This window comes from Pseudomonas sp. AS2.8, from assembly GCF_014190935.1.
Classification (GTDB): domain Bacteria; phylum Pseudomonadota; class Gammaproteobacteria; order Pseudomonadales; family Pseudomonadaceae; genus Chryseomonas.
Genome location: NZ_JACHVV010000003.1, coordinates 331,235 through 348,244 on the forward strand (window position 1 = coordinate 331,235; position 17,010 = coordinate 348,244).

Annotated in this window: 23 protein-coding genes; 11 read left to right on the plus strand and 12 right to left on the minus strand. The window is 67.8% G+C overall.

Annotated elements, in window-relative coordinates; genetic code table 11:
* Positions 1-5: 5 nt before the first annotated feature.
* From FHR73_RS13920 to FHR73_RS13930, 3 genes are all read right to left on the minus strand, one after another.
* Entirely contained in the window at positions 6-797 is a 792-nt protein-coding gene (locus tag FHR73_RS13920) for a phosphatase PAP2 family protein (RefSeq protein WP_183632034.1), read from the minus strand.
* 104 nt (positions 798-901) lie between these two features.
* Positions 902-1,780 (minus strand): alpha/beta fold hydrolase, encoded by an 879-nt coding sequence (locus FHR73_RS13925; RefSeq protein WP_183632037.1) that lies wholly within the window; start codon positions 1,778-1,780, stop codon positions 902-904.
* Between the two features lies 1 nt (position 1,781).
* Complete coding sequence (locus FHR73_RS13930; protein ID WP_183632040.1) at positions 1,782-2,867, minus strand: tartrate dehydrogenase; 1,086 nt, start codon at positions 2,865-2,867, stop codon at positions 1,782-1,784.
* A 103-nt stretch (positions 2,868-2,970) separates the two neighbouring features.
* Here FHR73_RS13930 and FHR73_RS13935 point away from each other — a divergent pair, with 103 nt between their 5' ends.
* The 3 genes from FHR73_RS13935 (at position 2,971) to FHR73_RS13945 (ending at position 5,414) form a co-directional block, all read left to right on the plus strand.
* A complete protein-coding gene (locus tag FHR73_RS13935) occupies positions 2,971-3,867 on the plus strand; it encodes a LysR family transcriptional regulator (RefSeq protein WP_183632041.1) in 897 nt (298 codons plus the stop codon).
* A gap of 75 nt (positions 3,868-3,942) precedes the next feature.
* The gene (locus tag FHR73_RS13940) at positions 3,943-4,782 is read left to right on the plus strand and encodes an AraC family transcriptional regulator (protein ID WP_183632043.1); all 840 of its coding nucleotides are present in this window, start codon (positions 3,943-3,945) and stop codon (positions 4,780-4,782) included.
* Between the two features lie 47 nt (positions 4,783-4,829).
* Positions 4,830-5,414, plus strand: a complete 585-nt coding sequence (locus FHR73_RS13945) for a LysE family translocator (protein ID WP_183632045.1) — start codon at positions 4,830-4,832, stop codon at positions 5,412-5,414.
* Here FHR73_RS13945 and FHR73_RS13950 read toward each other — a convergent pair.
* Positions 5,411-6,319 carry a LysR family transcriptional regulator gene (locus FHR73_RS13950; RefSeq protein ID WP_027600566.1) on the minus strand — a complete coding sequence of 303 codons (909 nt, stop codon included), beginning with the start codon at positions 6,317-6,319 and terminating at the stop codon, positions 5,411-5,413. The genes FHR73_RS13945 and FHR73_RS13950 overlap by 4 nt on opposite strands.
* Before the next feature lie 110 nt (positions 6,320-6,429).
* On the opposite strand from FHR73_RS13950, the gene FHR73_RS13955 reads away from it, so the two are divergent.
* Positions 6,430-7,032, plus strand: coding sequence for an FMN-dependent NADH-azoreductase (locus FHR73_RS13955; protein ID WP_183632046.1), 603 nt, complete (start codon positions 6,430-6,432; stop codon positions 7,030-7,032).
* A gap of 222 nt (positions 7,033-7,254) precedes the next feature.
* Here the strand turns inward: FHR73_RS13955 and FHR73_RS13960 are convergent, their stop codons facing one another.
* Positions 7,255-8,235, minus strand: a complete 981-nt coding sequence (locus FHR73_RS13960) for an aldo/keto reductase (RefSeq protein ID WP_183632048.1) — start codon at positions 8,233-8,235, stop codon at positions 7,255-7,257.
* A gap of 118 nt (positions 8,236-8,353) precedes the next feature.
* On the opposite strand from FHR73_RS13960, the gene FHR73_RS13965 reads away from it, so the two are divergent.
* Entirely contained in the window at positions 8,354-8,782 is a 429-nt protein-coding gene (locus tag FHR73_RS13965; RefSeq protein ID WP_145008323.1) for an OsmC family protein, read from the plus strand.
* A 115-nt stretch (positions 8,783-8,897) separates the two neighbouring features.
* Positions 8,898-9,026 carry a hypothetical protein gene (locus tag FHR73_RS22565; RefSeq protein WP_260175707.1) on the plus strand — a complete coding sequence of 43 codons (129 nt, stop codon included), beginning with the start codon at positions 8,898-8,900 and terminating at the stop codon, positions 9,024-9,026.
* Here FHR73_RS22565 and FHR73_RS13970 read toward each other — a convergent pair.
* The 3 genes from FHR73_RS13970 to FHR73_RS13980 form a co-directional block, all read right to left on the minus strand.
* A complete protein-coding gene (locus tag FHR73_RS13970) occupies positions 9,023-9,295 on the minus strand; it encodes a cupin (protein WP_183632050.1) in 273 nt (90 codons plus the stop codon). The genes FHR73_RS22565 and FHR73_RS13970 overlap by 4 nt on opposite strands.
* Positions 9,296-9,454: 159 nt before the next feature.
* Positions 9,455-9,688 (minus strand): hypothetical protein, encoded by a 234-nt coding sequence (locus FHR73_RS13975; RefSeq protein WP_183632052.1) that lies wholly within the window; start codon positions 9,686-9,688, stop codon positions 9,455-9,457.
* Between the two features lie 65 nt (positions 9,689-9,753).
* Complete coding sequence (locus FHR73_RS13980) at positions 9,754-10,170, minus strand: MarR family winged helix-turn-helix transcriptional regulator (protein ID WP_183632054.1); 417 nt, start codon at positions 10,168-10,170, stop codon at positions 9,754-9,756.
* A 54-nt stretch (positions 10,171-10,224) separates the two neighbouring features.
* Between FHR73_RS13980 and FHR73_RS13985 the strand changes: the two genes are divergently transcribed.
* Positions 10,225-11,019: a siderophore-interacting protein gene (locus FHR73_RS13985; protein WP_183632056.1), complete on the plus strand. Its 795-nt coding sequence runs from the start codon at positions 10,225-10,227 to the stop codon at positions 11,017-11,019.
* The gene (locus FHR73_RS13990) at positions 11,016-12,365 is read left to right on the plus strand and encodes an MFS transporter (protein WP_183632058.1); all 1,350 of its coding nucleotides are present in this window, start codon (positions 11,016-11,018) and stop codon (positions 12,363-12,365) included. Before FHR73_RS13985 ends, FHR73_RS13990 begins: the two co-directional genes overlap by 4 nt.
* Here FHR73_RS13990 and FHR73_RS13995 read toward each other — a convergent pair.
* The gene (locus tag FHR73_RS13995) at positions 12,362-13,486 is read right to left on the minus strand and encodes an aminopeptidase (protein WP_183632060.1); all 1,125 of its coding nucleotides are present in this window, start codon (positions 13,484-13,486) and stop codon (positions 12,362-12,364) included. The two genes, FHR73_RS13990 and FHR73_RS13995, sit on opposite strands and share 4 nt — an antisense overlap.
* Between FHR73_RS13995 and FHR73_RS14000 the strand changes: the two genes are divergently transcribed.
* Both FHR73_RS14000 and FHR73_RS14005 read left to right on the plus strand, forming a co-directional pair.
* Positions 13,485-13,907 carry a hypothetical protein gene (locus FHR73_RS14000; protein ID WP_133860296.1) on the plus strand — a complete coding sequence of 141 codons (423 nt, stop codon included), beginning with the start codon at positions 13,485-13,487 and terminating at the stop codon, positions 13,905-13,907. The genes FHR73_RS13995 and FHR73_RS14000 overlap by 2 nt on opposite strands.
* 34 nt (positions 13,908-13,941) lie before the next feature.
* Positions 13,942-14,376, plus strand: a complete 435-nt coding sequence (locus FHR73_RS14005; protein ID WP_183632061.1) for a hypothetical protein — start codon at positions 13,942-13,944, stop codon at positions 14,374-14,376.
* A gap of 43 nt (positions 14,377-14,419) precedes the next feature.
* On the opposite strand, the gene FHR73_RS14010 is transcribed toward FHR73_RS14005, so the two are convergent.
* Both FHR73_RS14010 and FHR73_RS14015 read right to left on the minus strand, forming a co-directional pair.
* The gene (locus FHR73_RS14010; RefSeq protein WP_166655878.1) at positions 14,420-14,596 is read right to left on the minus strand and encodes a hypothetical protein; all 177 of its coding nucleotides are present in this window, start codon (positions 14,594-14,596) and stop codon (positions 14,420-14,422) included.
* 103 nt (positions 14,597-14,699) lie between these two features.
* Positions 14,700-14,930, minus strand: a complete 231-nt coding sequence (locus FHR73_RS14015) for a DUF1161 domain-containing protein (protein ID WP_183632063.1) — start codon at positions 14,928-14,930, stop codon at positions 14,700-14,702.
* 148 nt (positions 14,931-15,078) lie between these two features.
* On the opposite strand from FHR73_RS14015, the gene FHR73_RS14020 reads away from it, so the two are divergent.
* Positions 15,079-15,747, plus strand: coding sequence for a hypothetical protein (locus FHR73_RS14020; RefSeq protein ID WP_183632065.1), 669 nt, complete (start codon positions 15,079-15,081; stop codon positions 15,745-15,747).
* On the opposite strand, the gene FHR73_RS14025 is transcribed toward FHR73_RS14020, so the two are convergent.
* Complete coding sequence (locus tag FHR73_RS14025) at positions 15,729-16,958, minus strand: nucleoside recognition domain-containing protein (RefSeq protein WP_183632066.1); 1,230 nt, start codon at positions 16,956-16,958, stop codon at positions 15,729-15,731. The genes FHR73_RS14020 and FHR73_RS14025 overlap by 19 nt on opposite strands.
* Between the last annotated feature and the right edge of the window lie 52 nt (positions 16,959-17,010).

The window sequence follows — 17,010 nt, forward strand, 5'->3', positions numbered from 1 at the left end:
AGGCGCTAGGGCCGCAGCAGACTCAACCGGCCCAGCAGCGGCAACCGGCCCAGGCCCCGCAACGGCGGCGTCAGCAGGCGCTCGCCCTGGCGGGCGAAGGCAGCGGCCAGCGGCGTATGCAGGCCCAGGCTGATCACGCCGAGGGCCAGCGCCAGACCGCCGATATAGTCATCCGAGCCCCAGTGGGCGCCGGCCACCAGCCGCGGCAGCATGAACAGCACGGCTAGTGCGGCCACTACCAGGCGCCGTCCGCCGCGGGTGAAATGGGCCATGAACAGCGCCCAGAGCAGCAGCACCGAGGCATGGTCGCCGGGAAAGCTGGCGCCGGATCTGTCCTTCAATTCCCAGCCGTGTTCCAGTCCGGGAAAGCGATCGCTGAGCAGATAGGCGCCGGTGAGCACATCGGACGGACTGGCGTGCTGCAGGCCCGCGGCTTCGATGCCCTTGGTCAACAGGGTGCGCACGATGAGCAGGATCACCAGCAGGCCGACGAAGGCCGCTAGCGCCGGCCGTACCTGCCGGGCCGGATAGGCCCAGCCGCCGCGGACCAGGAGCGCCAGGAGGATCAGGCCGACCAGGGCATCCACCGGTCTCAGGCTGAAGACGGTCCAGAGGTAGAGCCAGGCGGTGGACTGCGCCAGGGGGGCATTGAGGGCGTGGAACAGGCCGGCGTCGAAGGCCAGCAACTGGCTGCGCACGCCAGGGATCAGCCAGAGCAGCAACAGGCCCAGGGCCAGTCCCTGGCACAGCGCCAGGCGGCGCCACTGCCAGGTAGGAGTGAAGAGTGGAGCGTTCATCGAGGTCTCTTTTCACGAAAATTTCACGAATAGACCCACTCAACCTCGATAACGTCACACTTTGTTACAGCCAGATGACACAACAGTCCTTTGCATCCGCCGAGTCAACCGAAGAAGGCCAGGGCCTCGTCGGCGACCAGATCCGGTAACTCCTCCGCCAGGTAATGCCCACCCGGCAAGACCCGACCGCTGACCTGGGTGGCCACCTGGCGCCATTCCGCGAGGGGATCGAAGCAGCGCCCCACGGTGCCTTCCGCGCCCCAAAGTATGCGCAGCGGCAAATCCAGCCGGCGCCCGGCATCCAGATCGGCCTGGTCATGCGTCAGGTCGATCCCGGCACTGGCGCGATAGTCCTCGCAGATGCCGCGGGCGGTACCGGGCAGGCTCAGGCAGCGCAGGTATTCGGCCAGCACCTCTGGCGGAAAGGGCGCCAGGCCGGCACTGCGGGTACCCATCACGCCCTTGAGGTAGCCTTCCGGATCGGCTTCGATCAACCGCTCCGGCAGCGGCGCCGGACGGATCAGGAAGAACCAGTGCCAGTAGGCGCGGGCGAAGGCCTCGTCGGTCTGCCGATACATGGCCAGGGTCGGAGCGATGTCCAGCAGCAGCAGCCGCTCCACCGCCGCGGGATGATCCAGCGCCAGGCGATGGGCGACCCGCGCGCCGCGGTCATGGGCCAGCACGGCGAAACGCTCGTGGCCCAGCCGGCGCATCAGCTCGACGTTGTCCCGTGCCAGGGTGCGCTTGCTGTACGCCTCGGCACCCGCGTCCGGCTTGGTGCTGTCGCCATAGCCGCGCAGGTCGGCGGCCACCAGGGTGAAGCGCTCGGCCAGCCGCGGCGCCACCTTGTGCCACATGACATGGGTCTGGGGATGGCCGTGGAGCAGCAGCAGCGCCGGGCCCTGGCCGCCGACGCGGCAATTGAGCTCGACGCCGTCGATGTTCAGCCGCCGCTGTGCGAAGCCCGCGAAGAGGCCGTCCATCTCAGGCCAGGGCCGCGGCGATGGCCTGCCCCAGGCTTTCGGTGGTGCCCTGGCCGCCGAGGTCGCGGGTCAGGGGCGCCTGCTCGGGACCCTGGCGCAGCACCGCCTCGATGGCCGCCACCACGGCGGCACCGGCTTCGGCATGGCCGAGGTGCTCCAGCATCATGGCGCCGCACCAGATCTGGCCGATTGGATTGGCGATGCCCCGCCCGGCGATGTCCGGCGCCGAACCGTGCACCGGCTCGAACAGGCTGGGGAAGGTGCGCTCCGGATTGATGTTGGCCGAGGGCGCGATGCCGATGGTGCCGGTGCAGGCCGGGCCCAGGTCGGAGAGGATGTCGCCGAACAGGTTGCTGGCCACCACCACGTCGAACCAGTCCGGGTGCAGGACGAAGTTGGCGGTGAGGATGTCGATGTGGAACTTGTCCACCGCCACGTCCGGATAGGCCTTGCCCATCTCTTCCACGCGCTTGTCCCACCAGGGCATGGTGATGGCGATGCCGTTGGACTTGGTGGCCGAGGTCAGCTTCTTGCGCGGCCGCTGCTGGGCCAGGTCAAAGGCGAACTTGAGGATGCGGTCGGTACCGTGACGGGTCATCACCGTTTCCTGGATCACCACCTCGCGCTCGGTGCCCTCGAACATGATGCCGCCGACGCTGGAGTACTCGCCCTCGGTGTTCTCGCGTACCACATAGAAGTCGATGTCGCCCGGCTGGCGGTTGGCCAGGGGCGCCTTGACCCCGGGCATCAGCCGGCAGGGCCGCAGGTTGACGTACTGGTCGAAACGGCGGCGGAATTGCAGCAGCGAGCCCCAGAGGGAGATGTGGTCAGGCACCACGTCCGGCCAGCCGACGGCGCCGAAATAGAGGGCGTCGTAGTCCTTGAGGGTCTCGAACCAGTCGTCCGGCAACATCTTGCCATGGGCCTGGTAATACTCGGCGCTGGCGAAGTCGAAGTGGTCCCACTGCAGCTCGATCCCGAAGCGTCGGGCGGCGGCGTCCAGCACGCGGATGCCCTCGGGCATGACTTCCTTGCCGATGCCATCTCCGGCGATGACCGCGATCTTGTGGGGCTTGGACGCTTGCATGACGTTCTCCGGCAGTCTGAGGGGATGGGGCCAGTGTAGCCCCGTGCCAGAGGCGTACAATCCCGCCAAAGAGAAAGACATTCTTAACCTGGGATCAAGAATCTTGTCCACCGATGACCTCGCCTTCTTCGTCCGCCTGGCTGGCCATCCCAGCCTGACCGCCGCCGCCCGGGAAATGGGTCTGTCGCTGGCGGCGGTGAGCAAGCGACTCACCGCCCTGGAGCGCCGGCTGGGCGTGCAGCTGATCCGCCGCACCACGCGACGCCTGGACCTGACGCCGGAAGGCCTGCGTTATCTGGAAGGCGCCCGCCCGCTGCTGACCCAGCTGGAGGACCTGGAAGCCGCGGTCGGCCGACCCGATGCGCCCCTCGCCGGAGCGCTCAATCTCAACGCCACCTTTGGCTTCGGCCGCCGCCACCTGGCGCCGCTGCTGTCGGACTTCGCCCGTCGTCATCCCGGGCTGGAGCTCAACCTACACCTCTCCAGCCATCCGGTGAATCTGCTGGACGGGCCCTTCGACCTGGACATCCGCGTCGGCGAGCCGCCGGATGCGCGGGTCATCGCCCACCGCCTGCTGGACAACCGCCGCCTGCTCTGCGCCGCCCCCGCCTACCTGGCCCGGGCCGGCGTGCCGGACAGCGTGGCCGACCTGGCGCGGCACAACTGCCTGGTCCTGCGCCAGGACGCCGGCGACTACGCCGTCTGGCGCTTCACCCGGAACGGCCAGCATTTCGCCCAGAAGGTCCGCGGCAGCCTCAGCAGCAACGACGGCGAAGTGGTGGTGCGCTTGGCGATGGAAGGCCACGGACTGATCCTGAGATCGGAATGGGACGTGGCCGAACTGATCGCCAGTGGCGCCCTGGTGCCGCTGCTGACCGATCATGAGGCATCGGCGGCGGCCATCTATGCGGTGCACCGCCAGCAGCGCCACGTGCCGCGCCGACTGTCCGAGCTGATCCGCCATCTGGCGCGGGAGCTGCCCGCGCGTCTGGGTCGCTAGCGTTGCACGAATCTTCCAGACCGCCGCGGGATCTCAGCCTAGACTGAAAAGCCCGCAGATCCCCTTTTTCTCGCCATGGCCGACGATCACTGGATCCAGCTGCAGCAGGACGCCGAAACCGGCATCGAGACCCTGCGCGCCCATTTCGAAGGCCATGCCTATGACCCGCACTGGCATGACGCCTATCTGGTGGGCTACACCGAGCAGGGCCTGCAGCAATTCCACTGTCGCGGCCAGCGCCACCTGAGCACCCCCGGCCAGGTCTTCCTGCTGGAGCCCGGCGAACTGCACGATGGCCAGGCGCCGGAGGCCGAAGGCTTCACCTACTCCATGCTCTATCTCGATCCCCAGTGGCTGGCGCGCGAGCTGCAGGGCCTGCATGGCGACGCCCGGCCGCTGGGCGAACCTGGCTTCGCCCGGACCCTGGTGGAACAGGCCGAGCTGCATCGCGCCGTGGCCTGGGCCCATGAGGTGCTGAGTCGCCCGGAATTGCGCATCGTCCGCCAGAGCGCCCTCGACGCCCTGCTGCTGCGCCTCCTGCCGCAACTGCAATGGCGAGCGCCCCAGGCCGGCGATCCGCGGCTGCCCCAGGTGGCCCTGCGCGCCCGCGACTTCCTGCATGCCCATCACCACGAGGATATCGGTCTGGAAGACTTGGCCCGGGCCGCTGGGGTGGACAGATTTCGCCTGACCCGCGCCTTCAAGGCTGCCTTCGGGCTGGCGCCCCATGCCTATCTGGTCCAGCTGCGCCTGTCGCGGGCACGTCGCCTGCTGGCCGACGGCCTGTCGCCGGCGGAAACCGCCGCCGCCCTGGGCTTCGCCGACCAGAGTCACCTGGGTCGCTGGTTCCGCCGCGCCTATGGCCTGACCCCGGCGGCCTATCGCGCGCGCTGCTCGAATCTTCCAGACCACTAGCGGCAAGGCTTGCGACCCTGATGGCTCAGTCCTCTCGGGAGTCTCCCATGTCCCTGTTGCCCTTCCTGCTGTTCGCCCTGGTCGCCTCCATCACCCCCGGACCGACCAATGTGCTCATCCTCGGCCACAGCGCCCGCCATGGCGCCCGGGCCAGTCTGCCGCTGGTGCTGGGCGGCAGCCTGGGCGCGGTGGCCCTGGTGCTGGTGGTGGGTTTCGGTCTTGGCCAGACCCTGGCGCAACACCCCGACTGGCAGCGCGGCCTGGCCTGGGCCGGGGTGCTCTGGCTGAGCTGGCTGGCCTGGCAACTGGCCCGCGCCGGGGCGCCCGCAGTGGCGGACGACGGTGCCCGCCTGGGTTTCGGCGGTACTGCCGGATTGCAGGTGCTCAACCCCAAGAGCTGGAGCATGGCGCTGGCGGTGGTGACCGTCTATGCCGAACCCGGTGCCGATTTCTGGCACCAGGTGCTGGTGCTGGCCCTGGTGTTCCTGCTGGTGTCCGTACCCTGCCTGGGCCTCTGGGCCCTGCTCGGCCGGGTCGCGGCGCATGGCCTGAAATCGACCCGCGCCTGGCGTGGCTTCAACCTGGGGATGGCGGCGCTGCTGCTGGCCTCGGCCTGGGCGACGGTGATCTAGACCGGCATCCCGCCCTGATCGCGGAAGCTGTCCTCCAGGTGCTCCAGCCAAGCGCGTACCGCCGGCAGCTGGCCGCGCCTGTGGGCATAGGCGGCCTGCAGGTGACCACCGGGCAGCGACCAGTCCGGCAGCAGGCGCTGCAGGCGACCCTCGGCCAGTTCGGCCTCGCAATAGAGCAGCGGCAGCATCGTGTAGCCGAGGCCCGCCAGGGCGGCGGTCTTGCGCACGCTGAAGTCGTCGATGCCCAGCCGGGCTTCCAGCACCAGCTCACGGCGCTGGCCGTTGGGGCCGACCATGCGCAGGTGCACCCGGCGATCCAGCTCCAGGGCGCCGAGCAGCGGGACCCCCAGCAGGGCCTCCGGTGCATCCAGCTGGCGACCGACGAGAAAGTCGGGTGCGGCCACCAGCACCCCGGAGGCCTGGCGCAAGCGGCGCACGATCAGCCCCGGTTCCACGTCGTCGACGTCCCTTACCCGCAGGGCCACGTCGAGGCCCTCGTTGACCACGTCCACCCGCCGATTGACCAGCACCATCTCCAGTTGCACCTGGGGATAGCGCTGCAGGAAGCGGGTGACGACGTCGGGCAGGTAATCCTGGGCCAGGGCCACCGGGCAGGAAACGCGCAGCGGGCCGCGCGGTTCGCTGGACAGGCTGGCCGCCGTCTCGGCGGCGCTCTCCGCCTCGCGCAACAGCGCCTGGCAGTGCACCAGGTAGCGCTCGCCGAGGGTAGTCAGGGTCAGGGTACGAGTGGTGCGCTGCAGCAGCCGCGCACCCAGGCGGGTCTCCAGCTCGGCGATGCGCCGGGACAGCCGCGACTTGGGAATGCCCAGCAGGCGCCCGGCGGCGGCGAAGCCCCCGGCTTCCACCACCTTGGCGAAGTAGGCGAGATCATTGAGGTCTTGCATGGGCGATTGTCCTATCCATGGGACGAAGCATCGCATTCTAGGCGACTAATCAGCCGATCGTCTTATCGGTAGTCTGGGCTCATCGCGTCGAACCCTACAGGACTACCGCCATGAAACTCTTGCACATCGATTCCAGCATCCTCGGTGATCATTCCGCCTCCCGTGCCCTGACCGCCAAGGTCGTCGGCGCCCTCAAGGCCGCTACGCCCGAACTGGAGGTCAGCTACCATGACCTCGCCCACGACGCCCTGGGGCACTTCTCCGCCGCCAGCCTGGCCGCCGGTGCCACCCCGGCCGAGCAGCGCAGCGCCGAACAGCGCGACGAAGCCGAGCGCAATGCCCGCGCCCTGCAGGAATTCCTCGCCGCCGATGTCCTGGTGCTGGGTGCGCCCATGTACAACTTCACCATCCCGACCCAGCTCAAGGCCTGGATCGACCGCATCACCGTGGCAGGCACCACTTTTCGCTACAGCGAAGCCGGCCCGGTGGGTCTCTGTGAAGGCAAGAAGGCGATCATCGTCGCCACCGCGGGCGGCATCCATGCTGGCAAGCCGACAGGACTGGCCCATGCAGACTATCTGAAGCTGCTGCTGGGCTTCCTCGGCATCACCGATGTCCAGATCGTCCGCGCCGAAGGCCTGGCCTATGGCGACGAAGCCAAGAGCGCGGCCCTGGCCAGCGCCGAACGCCAGATCGCCGACCAGTACGCCTGAGTCCGGGCGCCCTCACCCCCGGCTCCTCTCCCTCGGAGAGAGGGGAGCAGAGCGGTCCTCGTCTTTGTAAGGTGAGATTCGGGTACACCTGAAAGCACCTCACTTCAAAGAGCGCAGCAAGCTCTGCAGGGTCTTGGGCACCAGGGCTCATCCAACCACACCGATCCGCTCTTCCCCCTCTCCCTCCGGGAGAGGGCCGGGGTGAGGGCAAGCGCCCCCGCCTCAGCTGAACCCCACCACCGGATGCGGCACATAGGGCGCTTCCAGGGCACCGATCTCTTCTTCGCTCAGGCGCAGTTCCAGCGCGGCTACCGCATCTTCCAGATGCTGCGGCTTGGACGCCCCGACGATGGGCGCGTCGATGCCCGGCTTCTGCAGCAGCCACGCCAGGGCCACCTGGGCACGCGGTACGCCGCGGGCTTCGGCGATACGCGCCACGGCGGCGACGATCTGCCGATCGGCTTCCTCACTGGCGGTATAGAGCGTCTTGCCGAAGGCATCGCTTTCGGTGCGCGCGGTGCTGGCGTCCCAGTCGCGAGTCAGGCGGCCGCGGGCCAGTGGGCTCCAGGGGATCACGCCGATGCCGGCATCGCGGCACAGCGGCAGCATCTCCCGCTCCTCTTCGCGAGCGAGCAGATTGACGTGGTTCTGCATGGTGGCGAATTTCGTCCAGCCATGGCGCTCGGCGGTGTGCAGCGCCTTGGCGAATTGCCAGGCGTACATGCTGCTGGCACCGATGTGCAGCGCCTTGCCGGCCTTGACCACGTCGTGCAGTGCCTCCAGAGTCTCCTCAATGGGCGTGTGATAGTCCCAGCGATGGATCTGGTAGAGGTCGACATAGTCGGTGCCCAGCCGCTGCAGACTGGCGTCGATGGCGGCGAAGATGGCCTTGCGCGACAGGCCGCCGACATTGGGCTTGTCGCGCAACGGGAAGTACACCTTGGTCGCCAGCACGATCTCCTCGCGCATGGCGTTGGCCTTGAGGAAGCGGCCGACGATCTCTTCGCTGGTGCCGTCGGAGTAGCTGTTGGCGGTGTCGAAGAAGTTGATGCCGAGATCCAGCGCCTTTTTCAGCAGCGGCTGGCTCTGGTCTTCCGGCAGGGTCCAGGGGTGATTGCCGCGCTCGGGGACGCCGTAGGTCATGCAGCCGAGGCAGAGGGGCGAGATCTTCAGACCGGTACGGCCTAGATTGCGGTAGTTCATGGGGGCCTCCAGGGGTGGTCGAAAAGGGTTGACCACGGCGCTTCCGGATCGACTGCAACGAACTTACCGGCTGCCGTCTGGTTCTAGATGAATTCTCATCCACAACCGGAGATGCTCCATGAAGAAATATGCTTCCGCGGTCTGGCAAGGCGGTCTGAAGGATGGCAAGGGCCATATCACCACCGAGAGCGGCGCGCTCAAGGACAATGCCTATGGCTTCAACACCCGTTTCGAAGGCACTCCGGGCACCAATCCCGAAGAACTGATCGGCGCGGCCCATGCCGGCTGCTTCTCCATGGCCTTCTCCATGCTGCTGGGCCAGAACGGTCTGACCCCCGAGCGGATCGAGACCAAGGCTGATGTGACCCTGGACAAGGTCGGCGACGGCTTCGAGATCACCACCATCGATCTGACCATGAAGGCCAAGATCCCCGGTGCCACCCAGGAGCAGTTCACCACCATCGCCAACCAGGCGAAGGAAGGCTGCCCGGTGTCCAAGGTGCTCAAGGGGGCCAAGATCAACCTGAACGCCACGCTCGAAGGCTAAGGGTCCCAGGTGCCTGCCGGTGCCGCCAGGCATCGGCAACACCCTGTTCCAGAGCCCGTTCGCCGAGACCCCGGCGAGTCGCTAGACTGCTCCGACCCCGCTTTCGGAGAGCACTATGAACGACTCCATATTCATGACCCTGTTTTCCATCCTCGCCCTGTTGCTGCTGGGCGGCGGCGTCTACGGCTGCGTGATCCTCAACCGCCAGCGCAAGGACATCGAGAAGAACGACAGCGAGGGCTAGGCCGGTCGCCGACCCGCCAGATAGCGCACGCCCTGGGCGCCGAAGACTTCCGCGTGAGGCTCATGGGCGGCCAGGTGAAAGACCTCTCCCACCCCATAACGACGCTCGCCCGCTGCCGTGCGAATGCGGAGTTCGCCGTGGATGACCAGCGCCTTCGCCTCGAAGGGATGAGCATGGGATTCCAGGCTGCCCAGGGCTTCGCGCTCGACCAGCACCGGTGCCTGAAAACCCTCGCGGGCGAGTTGCTCGATAAAGCCGACCTGATCCAAGAGCGCTCCTTGAGCTGATGACGATCAATTCCCAGGTTAGGAACTCCGTCCGGATCGGGCCAGTGCAATACCGCTATGACACGGCAGGGCTGCCGCTATGGCTGACCACGCCTGCCACAGCAGTGGAAACCCCGGCGGCCCGAGGTTCCACGTGGAGCATCAGTGCTGCAGCTTGCGCTCGACCTCGGCGGTCTTGCGCTTGAGCTCTTCGGCTTCCTGCTCCTTGGTCTTGATGTCGGTCGGCGTGATGACCTTGTCGATGGCATCGGTCGGCGTCGATTCCGGCTGCTCCATGTCCTTTTTCACCACATCCACCGGACGGCCCGCCTCATCGAGGGCGGGTTCGTTGGGCGGGGTCTTGCCCAGGTGGGCATCGGAACGCTGGTCACTCATGGAAGGCTCTCCTCGGTAGGGTGTCTCTTTCGAGCGCAACGACCGATAGGGAGTTCGCCCGCGACTCAATTGTGGGTGCGAACCCGCTCCAGATAGGCCAGCAACTGCGCCTGCTCGCTGGCATCCAGCGGCGCGAAGACCGCTTCCAGCGCCTGGGTACGGGGCACCTGGGCCTGATCCAGCGCCTGGCGGCCCTGCTCGGTCAGATGGACCAGCAGCGCCCGACGATCCTGGGGATGGGGTTCGCGACGGACCAGGCCGTCGCGCTCCAGGGCGTCGAAGGCATCGGTCAGGGTGCGGGGCGCATGACGCAGCTGTTCGGCGACCTCGCCCGGACGGCAGGGGCCCATGCGTTCCAGCACCTTGAGCACCTTGTAGCGGGCGAAGGAAAGTCCGGAGGCCTTGAGGGTCTCATCCAGTTGTTGGCGCATCTGCCGTTTCAGATCCATCAGGGCTTCGGCAATGGCGGCGGCGGTTGACATGAAAGCTGCTTACCTCGAATATAGTGAGGAACCTCAATGAATGGTACCTCCGCAATGGCGACATCTTTTCACAGCCACGAGGGCGATGCCAGTGCCCCTCACCTTTTCCAGCGTGTGCGCTTCGACCTCAAGCGGCGTTGGGCGACCGTCGTCCGCCGCGAAGATCTGGGTGGCGACCTGCTGCGCCTGACCTTCGGTGGCAGCGACCTGGCCGATTTCCAGAGCGCGGCCTTCGATGAGCACGTGAAGCTGTTCGTCCCCGCCGACACCACCCCGATCCGCGCCGCCAGCCCCGAGCAGCTGGTGGGTCGGCACTACACGCCGCGCCACTACGATGCCGCGCGTGGCGAACTGGCCATCGACTTCTACCTGCATGAAGCCGGGGTGCTGACCACCTGGGCCCGCCATGCGCAGCCGGGTGCCGAGCTGATCATCGGTGGTCCCAAGGGCGCCCTGGTGCCGCCCGAGGACTTCGACTGGTACCTGCTGGCCGGCGACGAGACCGCCCTGCCCGCCATCGCCCGCCGCCTGGAGCAGCTGGCAGCCGGCGTTCGGGTAGTCGTCGTTGCCGAAGTGGCCTCTTCGGGCCTGGAGATCGCCCTGCCGACGGCCGCGGCCGCCGAGATCCGCTGGGTCCATCGCGAAACCGCGGCCAATGCCCTGGTGCAGGCCCTGGAGCAGCTGCAATTGCCCGCGGGCGAAGGCTATGCCTGGATCGCCGGCGAAGCCACGCAAGCCCGCGCCGCGCGCCAGGCGCTGCTGGCCAAGGGGCTGCCGCGGGACTGGGTCAAGGCAGCCGGCTACTGGAAGCTCGGCGAAAGCGACCAGCACGTGAAGGTCGAGGATTGAGCACCGCCACCGCCGCCGTCACCGACGGCCTGCCCCGGCCACGTCGCTATCGCGCCGTGGCCGCCCTGTTGCTGGCCATCAGCATGACGGTGCTGGACAGCGGCATCGCCAACCTGGCGCTGCCCAGCATCGCCGAGGCCCTGCATGTCTCGGCTGCCGCCGCGGTCTGGATCGTCAGCGCCTATCAGCTGAGTCTGGTGGCCCTGCTGTTTCCCCTGGCCGCGGTGGCCGAGCGTCTTGGCCTGCGGCCGGTATTCACTGCCGGGGTCGGCATTTTCGGCCTGGCCTCCCTGGGCTGCGCCCTGGCGCCGGATCTCGCCAGCCTGGTGGCTGCGCGGGCGCTGCAGGGGGTGGGCGCCGCCGCCATCATGTGCGTCAGCGCCGGTATCGTCCGCCTCTCCTATCCGCGCGACCGCCTCGGCCGTGGTATCGCCATCAATGCCCTCTGCGTGGCCCTGGGATCGGCCGCCGCACCCAGCCTGGGCGCGGCCATCCTGGCCCTGGGCGGCTGGCCCTGGCTGTTCGCCGTCAATGTGCCGGTGGCGGTGCTGATCGCGCTGCTGGTGCACAACCTGCCCGACAGCCCCCGTGCGCAGCGCCGCCTCGACCCGCTCAGCGTGCTGCTCAATGCCCTGCTGTTCTGCGCCGGCATCGGCGGTCTCGAGCGCCTCGGCGCCGCACCGCTGCAGGGCGTGGGCCTGCTGCTGCTGGCCGCCACCAGCCTGGTGCTGCTGGTGCGCCGCGAGCGCGGCCTGCCGGCGCCGTTGCTGCCGGTCGATCTGCTGGGGTTGCCGGCCATGCGTCATTCGGTGCTGGCCTCGGTCTGCTCCTTTGCCGCGCAGATGCTCTGCTTTCTCGCCCTGCCCTTCTATCTGCAGCACCAGCTCGGACTGGTGCCCTTGCAGGTCGCCCTGCTGATGCTGGCCTGGCCGCTCACCGTGGCCGTCTCGGCGCAGGTGGCCGGGCGCCTGGCCGACCGCTATCCGCCGCAGCGGCTGTGCATGCTCGGTGGTCTGGGCATCGCCCTGGGGCTGGCGGCCGCCGCGGTCATGCCGCTGGAGCACTCGACCGCCCTGCTGATCCCCTGCCTGATTCTCGGTGGTATCGGCTTCGGCTTCTTCCAGGTGCCCAACAACAGGATCATGCTGACCGCCGCTCCGGCCGGTCGCAACGGCGCCACCGGCGGCGTCCAGGCCACCGCGCGGCAGACCGGCATGGCCCTGGGCGCCGCGGCCCTGGCGCTGCTGCTGCATCTGGACAACGGCCTGGCACCGCGGCTGGGACTGGCCCTGGCGGCAACGCTGGGTCTGGTCGCCGCCTGGTCCAACTGGCGGGCACCGCGCTAGAGCCGAGGGCCCGTCTCCGGCCCGAGCAGGGTCCGCAGCACCTGCTCGCGTTCGGCCGCCGGACGTTCGCCCAGCAGGCGGACCCGATGGAAGAACGCCGGCCAGTTGCCCGGATGCTGTCGATAGAGGGCGGCAAAGGCCGGCACCCACTGTTCGTACAGGCCATAGGGCACCAGCCGCGCATTGTTCAGCGGCTGCTGCATCCAGCCATCGAAGCGGCGGTCGTCCCGCCAGGCCGGGGTGGCGCGCAACTGCTGGTAATCGCTGCGCATCTGCGCGAAGCGGCGGGCCTTGGCCGCGCGCTTGGCCTCGGCCGTCAATGGCTGGGCGTAGAGTCTGGCCAGGTCGGCGCGGGTAGTCAGCAGCAGGGCGCGGAATTGCTGATAGCGGGCTTCGCGCCCTGCATCCGGCGGTGGCAGGCCGCGACGGGCGCGCCATTGCCGCAGGCCTTCGCCCTCGACGAAGGTGGCATAGGACTCGTTGAAGGCGGTATCGCCGGGCAAATAGAACCGCTGGTGCGCCAGCTCGTGGAAGATCGTCGCCGCCACCTGGTCGTCGTCCCAGCGCAGCATGCTGCTGAGCAGCGGATCGCTGAACCAGCCCAGCGTCGAATAGGCCGGCACGCCACCGACATAGGTGTCCTGGCCCTGCGCCTGCAGCCGCTGCGCCTCGGCCCGCGCCAGGGCTTCCTGGTAGTAGCCACGATAGGCCACGCAACCGGCGATGGGAAAGCAGTGGGTGGTGGGCCGAGTGGAAAATTCGGCGGTGGCGAAGACATTCCACAGCACGAAGGGCCGCTTGAGTTCGACGAAGCCGCGATAGCTGGCGTTGTCGGGCAGGGCCAGTTCGGCGCTGGCGAAGCGTCGGGCCGCCGCCGCGGCAGCCAGGCGTTCGCGCAGGGCAGCGGGTCGCGCCGGATCTGCGACGACCGTCGCAATGGGCTCGCGATCACGGATCAGCGCCCACTGGCCCTGTACCATCTGACCGTAGTACCCGACCGAGGTACAACCGCTCAGTCCGATCACGAGGGACAGCAGCGCCAGCCAGCGGCTCGTGCGTTGCGCAGGCAGGGTGCCTGGCTGGGTGGCGCGCCCTTCCCTGCCCGGAGTTGTAGCCGTCATGCGTAGACTGTGCCTGCTGTTGCCTGTGCTGTTCCTAGGTGGCTGTTCCCTGTGGCCGTTGCCCAAGCCGGATCCGGCGCAGGCCTGGATCGATCTGGACAGCGACGGCAAGGCCAAGCTGGAAGCCCTGCGCGCCGATCGCAAGGATCTCGAAGACAAGCGCTACTTCCAGGTCTGGCCAGGGAGCCATGATCTGCAGGTACGCTACCAGTTCGAGGTGCAGCCCACCAACATCGGCGCCCAAGTGGCCGATCCGCTGGCGCGCACCTGTCTGGTGACCCTCAACTACAAGGCCTTCGCCGCGGGCGAGCGCTATCGCCTGGAAGCCGGCCAGACCGGCTGGCGGCCCTGGGCGCGCCTCTATGACGAGCGAAACCAGGAAGTGGCGCGCAGCACTGCCAGTCGTTGCGGCGACGTGTAGACTCGGCTGATCTCCCTGCCGCGAGTCGCCGTCCATGCGTCTGCGCCTGCTGGTCCCTCTGCTGCTACTGCTGGGCGGCTGCACCACGCCGCTCCCTCCCAAGGATCCCCACCAGGCGTGGGTCGATCTGGCGCTGCGCGAACCCGGGGTGGGCGCTTCGCTGCTGGCCGAGTCCCAGGACGGCAGACGTCTCGACGACGGCCGCTATTTCCAGCTCACCCCCGGCAGCCACAGCCTAAAGGTGAGCTATCGCTACGAACTCTATGGCGGCGGTGGCTTCGGTTCGCGCTTCGGCTGGCGCGAGCCGCTGCAGATCCAGTGCTATCTGGAGCTGGACTACGCGGACTTCCAGGCCGGTCGGCGCTATCGCCTGGAGGCCGAGAACACCTTTGGCCAGGGCGAGATCACCCTCTACGACGGCGCGCGCGAACTGGTGAGTTCCGAGCGCGGCATCTGCTCGCCCTTCTGACCCGCGGCTGGCAACGCAGCCAGCACGGTCAGGCAACGGGCCACTAGGCGGGCACGCTGAGCCAGTCGTCCTGGCTACGGTCCTGGGTGCGGACCACGGGCGGGCGACTCTTCTGCTCGCGCAGCTGGCGGCTCATGCGCAGGAAATCCTCGCGTTCCATCCAGCGCGGCGCGGGCTGGGCAAGGGACAGAGCTTGGCGAATCCGGGCGAACGGCGACATGGCATTACCCTCTTGGCTAAATACTGTATGCGCAAACAGTACTAAGCCAAGCGAAACTGTACAAGTATCCAGCGGATGAACGGTCTGCCTCCCGGGTCGGGGGTCAGTCGTTGCGCTGATAGATGATCTTGTAGGTCCCGTTGGCGCAGCTGCCCACCACCATGTTGGGATCGCGCACCTCGGCATTGGGGACCGCTTCGAGGGTATAGGCGGTCACCCCGGCCGACTGGATCTTGACCTCGATGTCGGCCTTGAGCTGGTCGCAGGACAGGGGTTCGGCCAGCACGGCGGTGCTCAGCAGGGCGGTGCAGCAGAGTAGCGATAGACGCAGCATGGCGATTTTTCCTTGGCGTGATGACCTCTCAGGCTTGGACGCCCGAGCTGTGGCGATGTTCTCAGCGCGGCCCTTTGGCCAGCGAAGCGGTGGAACCTGGAAGCCGAACGGTATTTCCGATGCTCACTCCTTCCAGTGAAGTGCCCCCATGTTCCAGTGGTTGAAAGACAATTCCCAAGTCCTCACGCTCTTCGCCCAGTGCTGCACCCTGGGCGTCTGGGTGCTCTATGCGCAGCTCCTGCTCAACAACTACAAGCGCCAGCGCCAGCCGCGGCTGATCATCAACCGCGGCGCCGGCAAGGGCGTGGGCGCCCTCTGCCTGCTGTCCAACATGAGCGCCGAGCCGGTATTCATCAACCAGCTCACGGTGATCCTCAAGACCAATCGCGAGACGCTCTACACCGATGTCACCGACATCCGCGAGAGTGGCCAGGACGACGTCGATCCCGACCTGGTGCTGGGCCAGGCCACCCACCAGGGGCCGCTCAACACCGGCGACTTCACCCACATCGGTACCTTCCAGGGCCTGATCCGCCGCGCGGCCGAGTACAACGGCCTGACCCTGGAAAATCATCGTCCGCCAGAGGGCTGGGTGTTCGAGGGCCTGGAGATCCGCGCGGTGGCCTTCTACGGTTCGGATCACGACCCCATCGGGGTACGCCGGCGCTTTCGCCTGGGCCAGCACGACGGCCACTACTGCGCGCTGATCGCCGAGGACTGGCAGACCCAGCAGCTGACCACGCGCCGCCAGCGGCGCATGGTGCAGGACGAGTGGATGGTCGAGCTGGAGCCCAAGGCTCAGCCAAAGAACCAGTAGCAGATCAGGATCGACGCCGTGACCCCGGTGAATTCCGCCAGCAGGGCGCAACCCACCGCATGGCGGGCGCGCTGGATGCCCACCGCGCCGAAGTACACCGCCAGCACATAGAAGGTGGTCTCGGTACTGCCCTGGATGGTCGCCGCCACCAGCGCCGGAAAGCTGTCCACGCCGTGGGTCTGCATGGTCTCGATCAGCAGGGCGCGGGCGGCGCTGCCGGAGAAGGGCTTGACCAGGGCGGTGGGCAGGGCCTCGACGAAGCGGGTGTCCCAGCCAAAGAAGGTCACCGCATGGCGAATGCCTTCGAGGATGGCCTCCAGGGCGCCGGACGCCCGCAGCACGCCCACCGCACAGAGCATGGCGACCAGATAGGGCAACAGCGACTTGGCGACGTCGAAGCCTTCCTTGGCGCCTTCGACGAAGGCTTCGTAGACCGGCACCTTGCGCAGGGCGCCGAGTACCATGAACGCCAGGATGATGCCGAACAGGGTCAGGTTGCCGAGCAGCGACGACAACCCGGCCAGCGCGGTGGCGGTCAGGGTGAAGAGAAAGGCGACGAAGGCGCCGAAGGCCAGGGCGCCGCCGCCGATCCAGGCCAGCACCACCGGGTCCCAGAGTTTCAGCCGCTGCATGAAGGCCACCGAGAACAGCCCCACCAGGTTGGCGCAGGTGTGGGCCAGCAGGATCGGCAGGAACACCAGGGTCGGATCGGTGGCGCCCTGCTGGGCGCGGTACATGAACACCGTCACCGGCAGCAGGGTCAGCGAAGAGGCGTTGAGCACCAGGAAGAGGATCTGCGCATTGCTCGCCGTGGTGCTGCTCGGATTGAGCTCCTGCAGCGCGCGCATGGCCTTGAGGCCGATGGGCGTGGCGGCGTTGTCCAGGCCCAGGCCGTTGGCGGCGAAGTTGAGGGTGATCAGCCCCAGCGCCGGATGACCGCGCGGCACCTCGGGCATCAGCCGGGCGAACAGCGGCCCGAGCAGCCGCGCCAGGGCGTCCACCAGCCCGGCCTTTTCGGCGATGCGCAGGATGCCGAGCCAGAGGGTCAGGGTCCCGAACAGCAGCACCATGACCTCCACCGACAGCTTGGCCATGGCGAACAGACTCTCCACCATGGCGGCGAAGACCCCGGCGTTGCCGGCGACCAGCCACTGGCCGAAGGCGCTGATCCCGGCAACGATGAAGAAGCCCAGCCACAACCCGTTGAGCATCGCGGTTCTCCCGGCAAAACGGCGATGATAACCGCAGCGTCCGCTCCCTGCA

Coding starts and splice junctions, on each gene's coding strand:
- FHR73_RS14025 (WP_183632066.1), bottom strand. CDS start 16,958: ATGCTCAACGGGTTGTGGCTGGGCTTCTTCATCGTTGCCGGGATCAGC.
- FHR73_RS13975 (WP_183632052.1), bottom strand. CDS start 9,688: ATGAGTGACCAGCGTTCCGATGCCCACCTGGGCAAGACCCCGCCCAAC.
- FHR73_RS13965 (WP_145008323.1), top strand. CDS start 8,354: ATGAAGAAATATGCTTCCGCGGTCTGGCAAGGCGGTCTGAAGGATGGC.
- FHR73_RS14015 (WP_183632063.1), bottom strand. CDS start 14,930: ATGCTGCGTCTATCGCTACTCTGCTGCACCGCCCTGCTGAGCACCGCC.
- FHR73_RS14000 (WP_133860296.1), top strand. CDS start 13,485: ATGCGTAGACTGTGCCTGCTGTTGCCTGTGCTGTTCCTAGGTGGCTGT.
- FHR73_RS13920 (WP_183632034.1), bottom strand. CDS start 797: ATGAACGCTCCACTCTTCACTCCTACCTGGCAGTGGCGCCGCCTGGCG.
- FHR73_RS13980 (WP_183632054.1), bottom strand. CDS start 10,170: ATGTCAACCGCCGCCGCCATTGCCGAAGCCCTGATGGATCTGAAACGG.
- FHR73_RS13955 (WP_183632046.1), top strand. CDS start 6,430: ATGAAACTCTTGCACATCGATTCCAGCATCCTCGGTGATCATTCCGCC.
- FHR73_RS13960 (WP_183632048.1), bottom strand. CDS start 8,235: ATGAACTACCGCAATCTAGGCCGTACCGGTCTGAAGATCTCGCCCCTC.
- FHR73_RS13945 (WP_183632045.1), top strand. CDS start 4,830: ATGTCCCTGTTGCCCTTCCTGCTGTTCGCCCTGGTCGCCTCCATCACC.
- FHR73_RS13930 (WP_183632040.1), bottom strand. CDS start 2,867: ATGCAAGCGTCCAAGCCCCACAAGATCGCGGTCATCGCCGGAGATGGC.
- FHR73_RS13925 (WP_183632037.1), bottom strand. CDS start 1,780: ATGGACGGCCTCTTCGCGGGCTTCGCACAGCGGCGGCTGAACATCGAC.
- FHR73_RS14020 (WP_183632065.1), top strand. CDS start 15,079: ATGTTCCAGTGGTTGAAAGACAATTCCCAAGTCCTCACGCTCTTCGCC.
- FHR73_RS22565 (WP_260175707.1), top strand. CDS start 8,898: ATGAACGACTCCATATTCATGACCCTGTTTTCCATCCTCGCCCTGTTG.
- FHR73_RS13950 (WP_027600566.1), bottom strand. CDS start 6,319: ATGCAAGACCTCAATGATCTCGCCTACTTCGCCAAGGTGGTGGAAGCC.
- FHR73_RS14005 (WP_183632061.1), top strand. CDS start 13,942: ATGCGTCTGCGCCTGCTGGTCCCTCTGCTGCTACTGCTGGGCGGCTGC.
- FHR73_RS13985 (WP_183632056.1), top strand. CDS start 10,225: ATGGCGACATCTTTTCACAGCCACGAGGGCGATGCCAGTGCCCCTCAC.
- FHR73_RS13995 (WP_183632060.1), bottom strand. CDS start 13,486: ATGACGGCTACAACTCCGGGCAGGGAAGGGCGCGCCACCCAGCCAGGC.
- FHR73_RS14010 (WP_166655878.1), bottom strand. CDS start 14,596: ATGTCGCCGTTCGCCCGGATTCGCCAAGCTCTGTCCCTTGCCCAGCCC.
- FHR73_RS13940 (WP_183632043.1), top strand. CDS start 3,943: ATGGCCGACGATCACTGGATCCAGCTGCAGCAGGACGCCGAAACCGGC.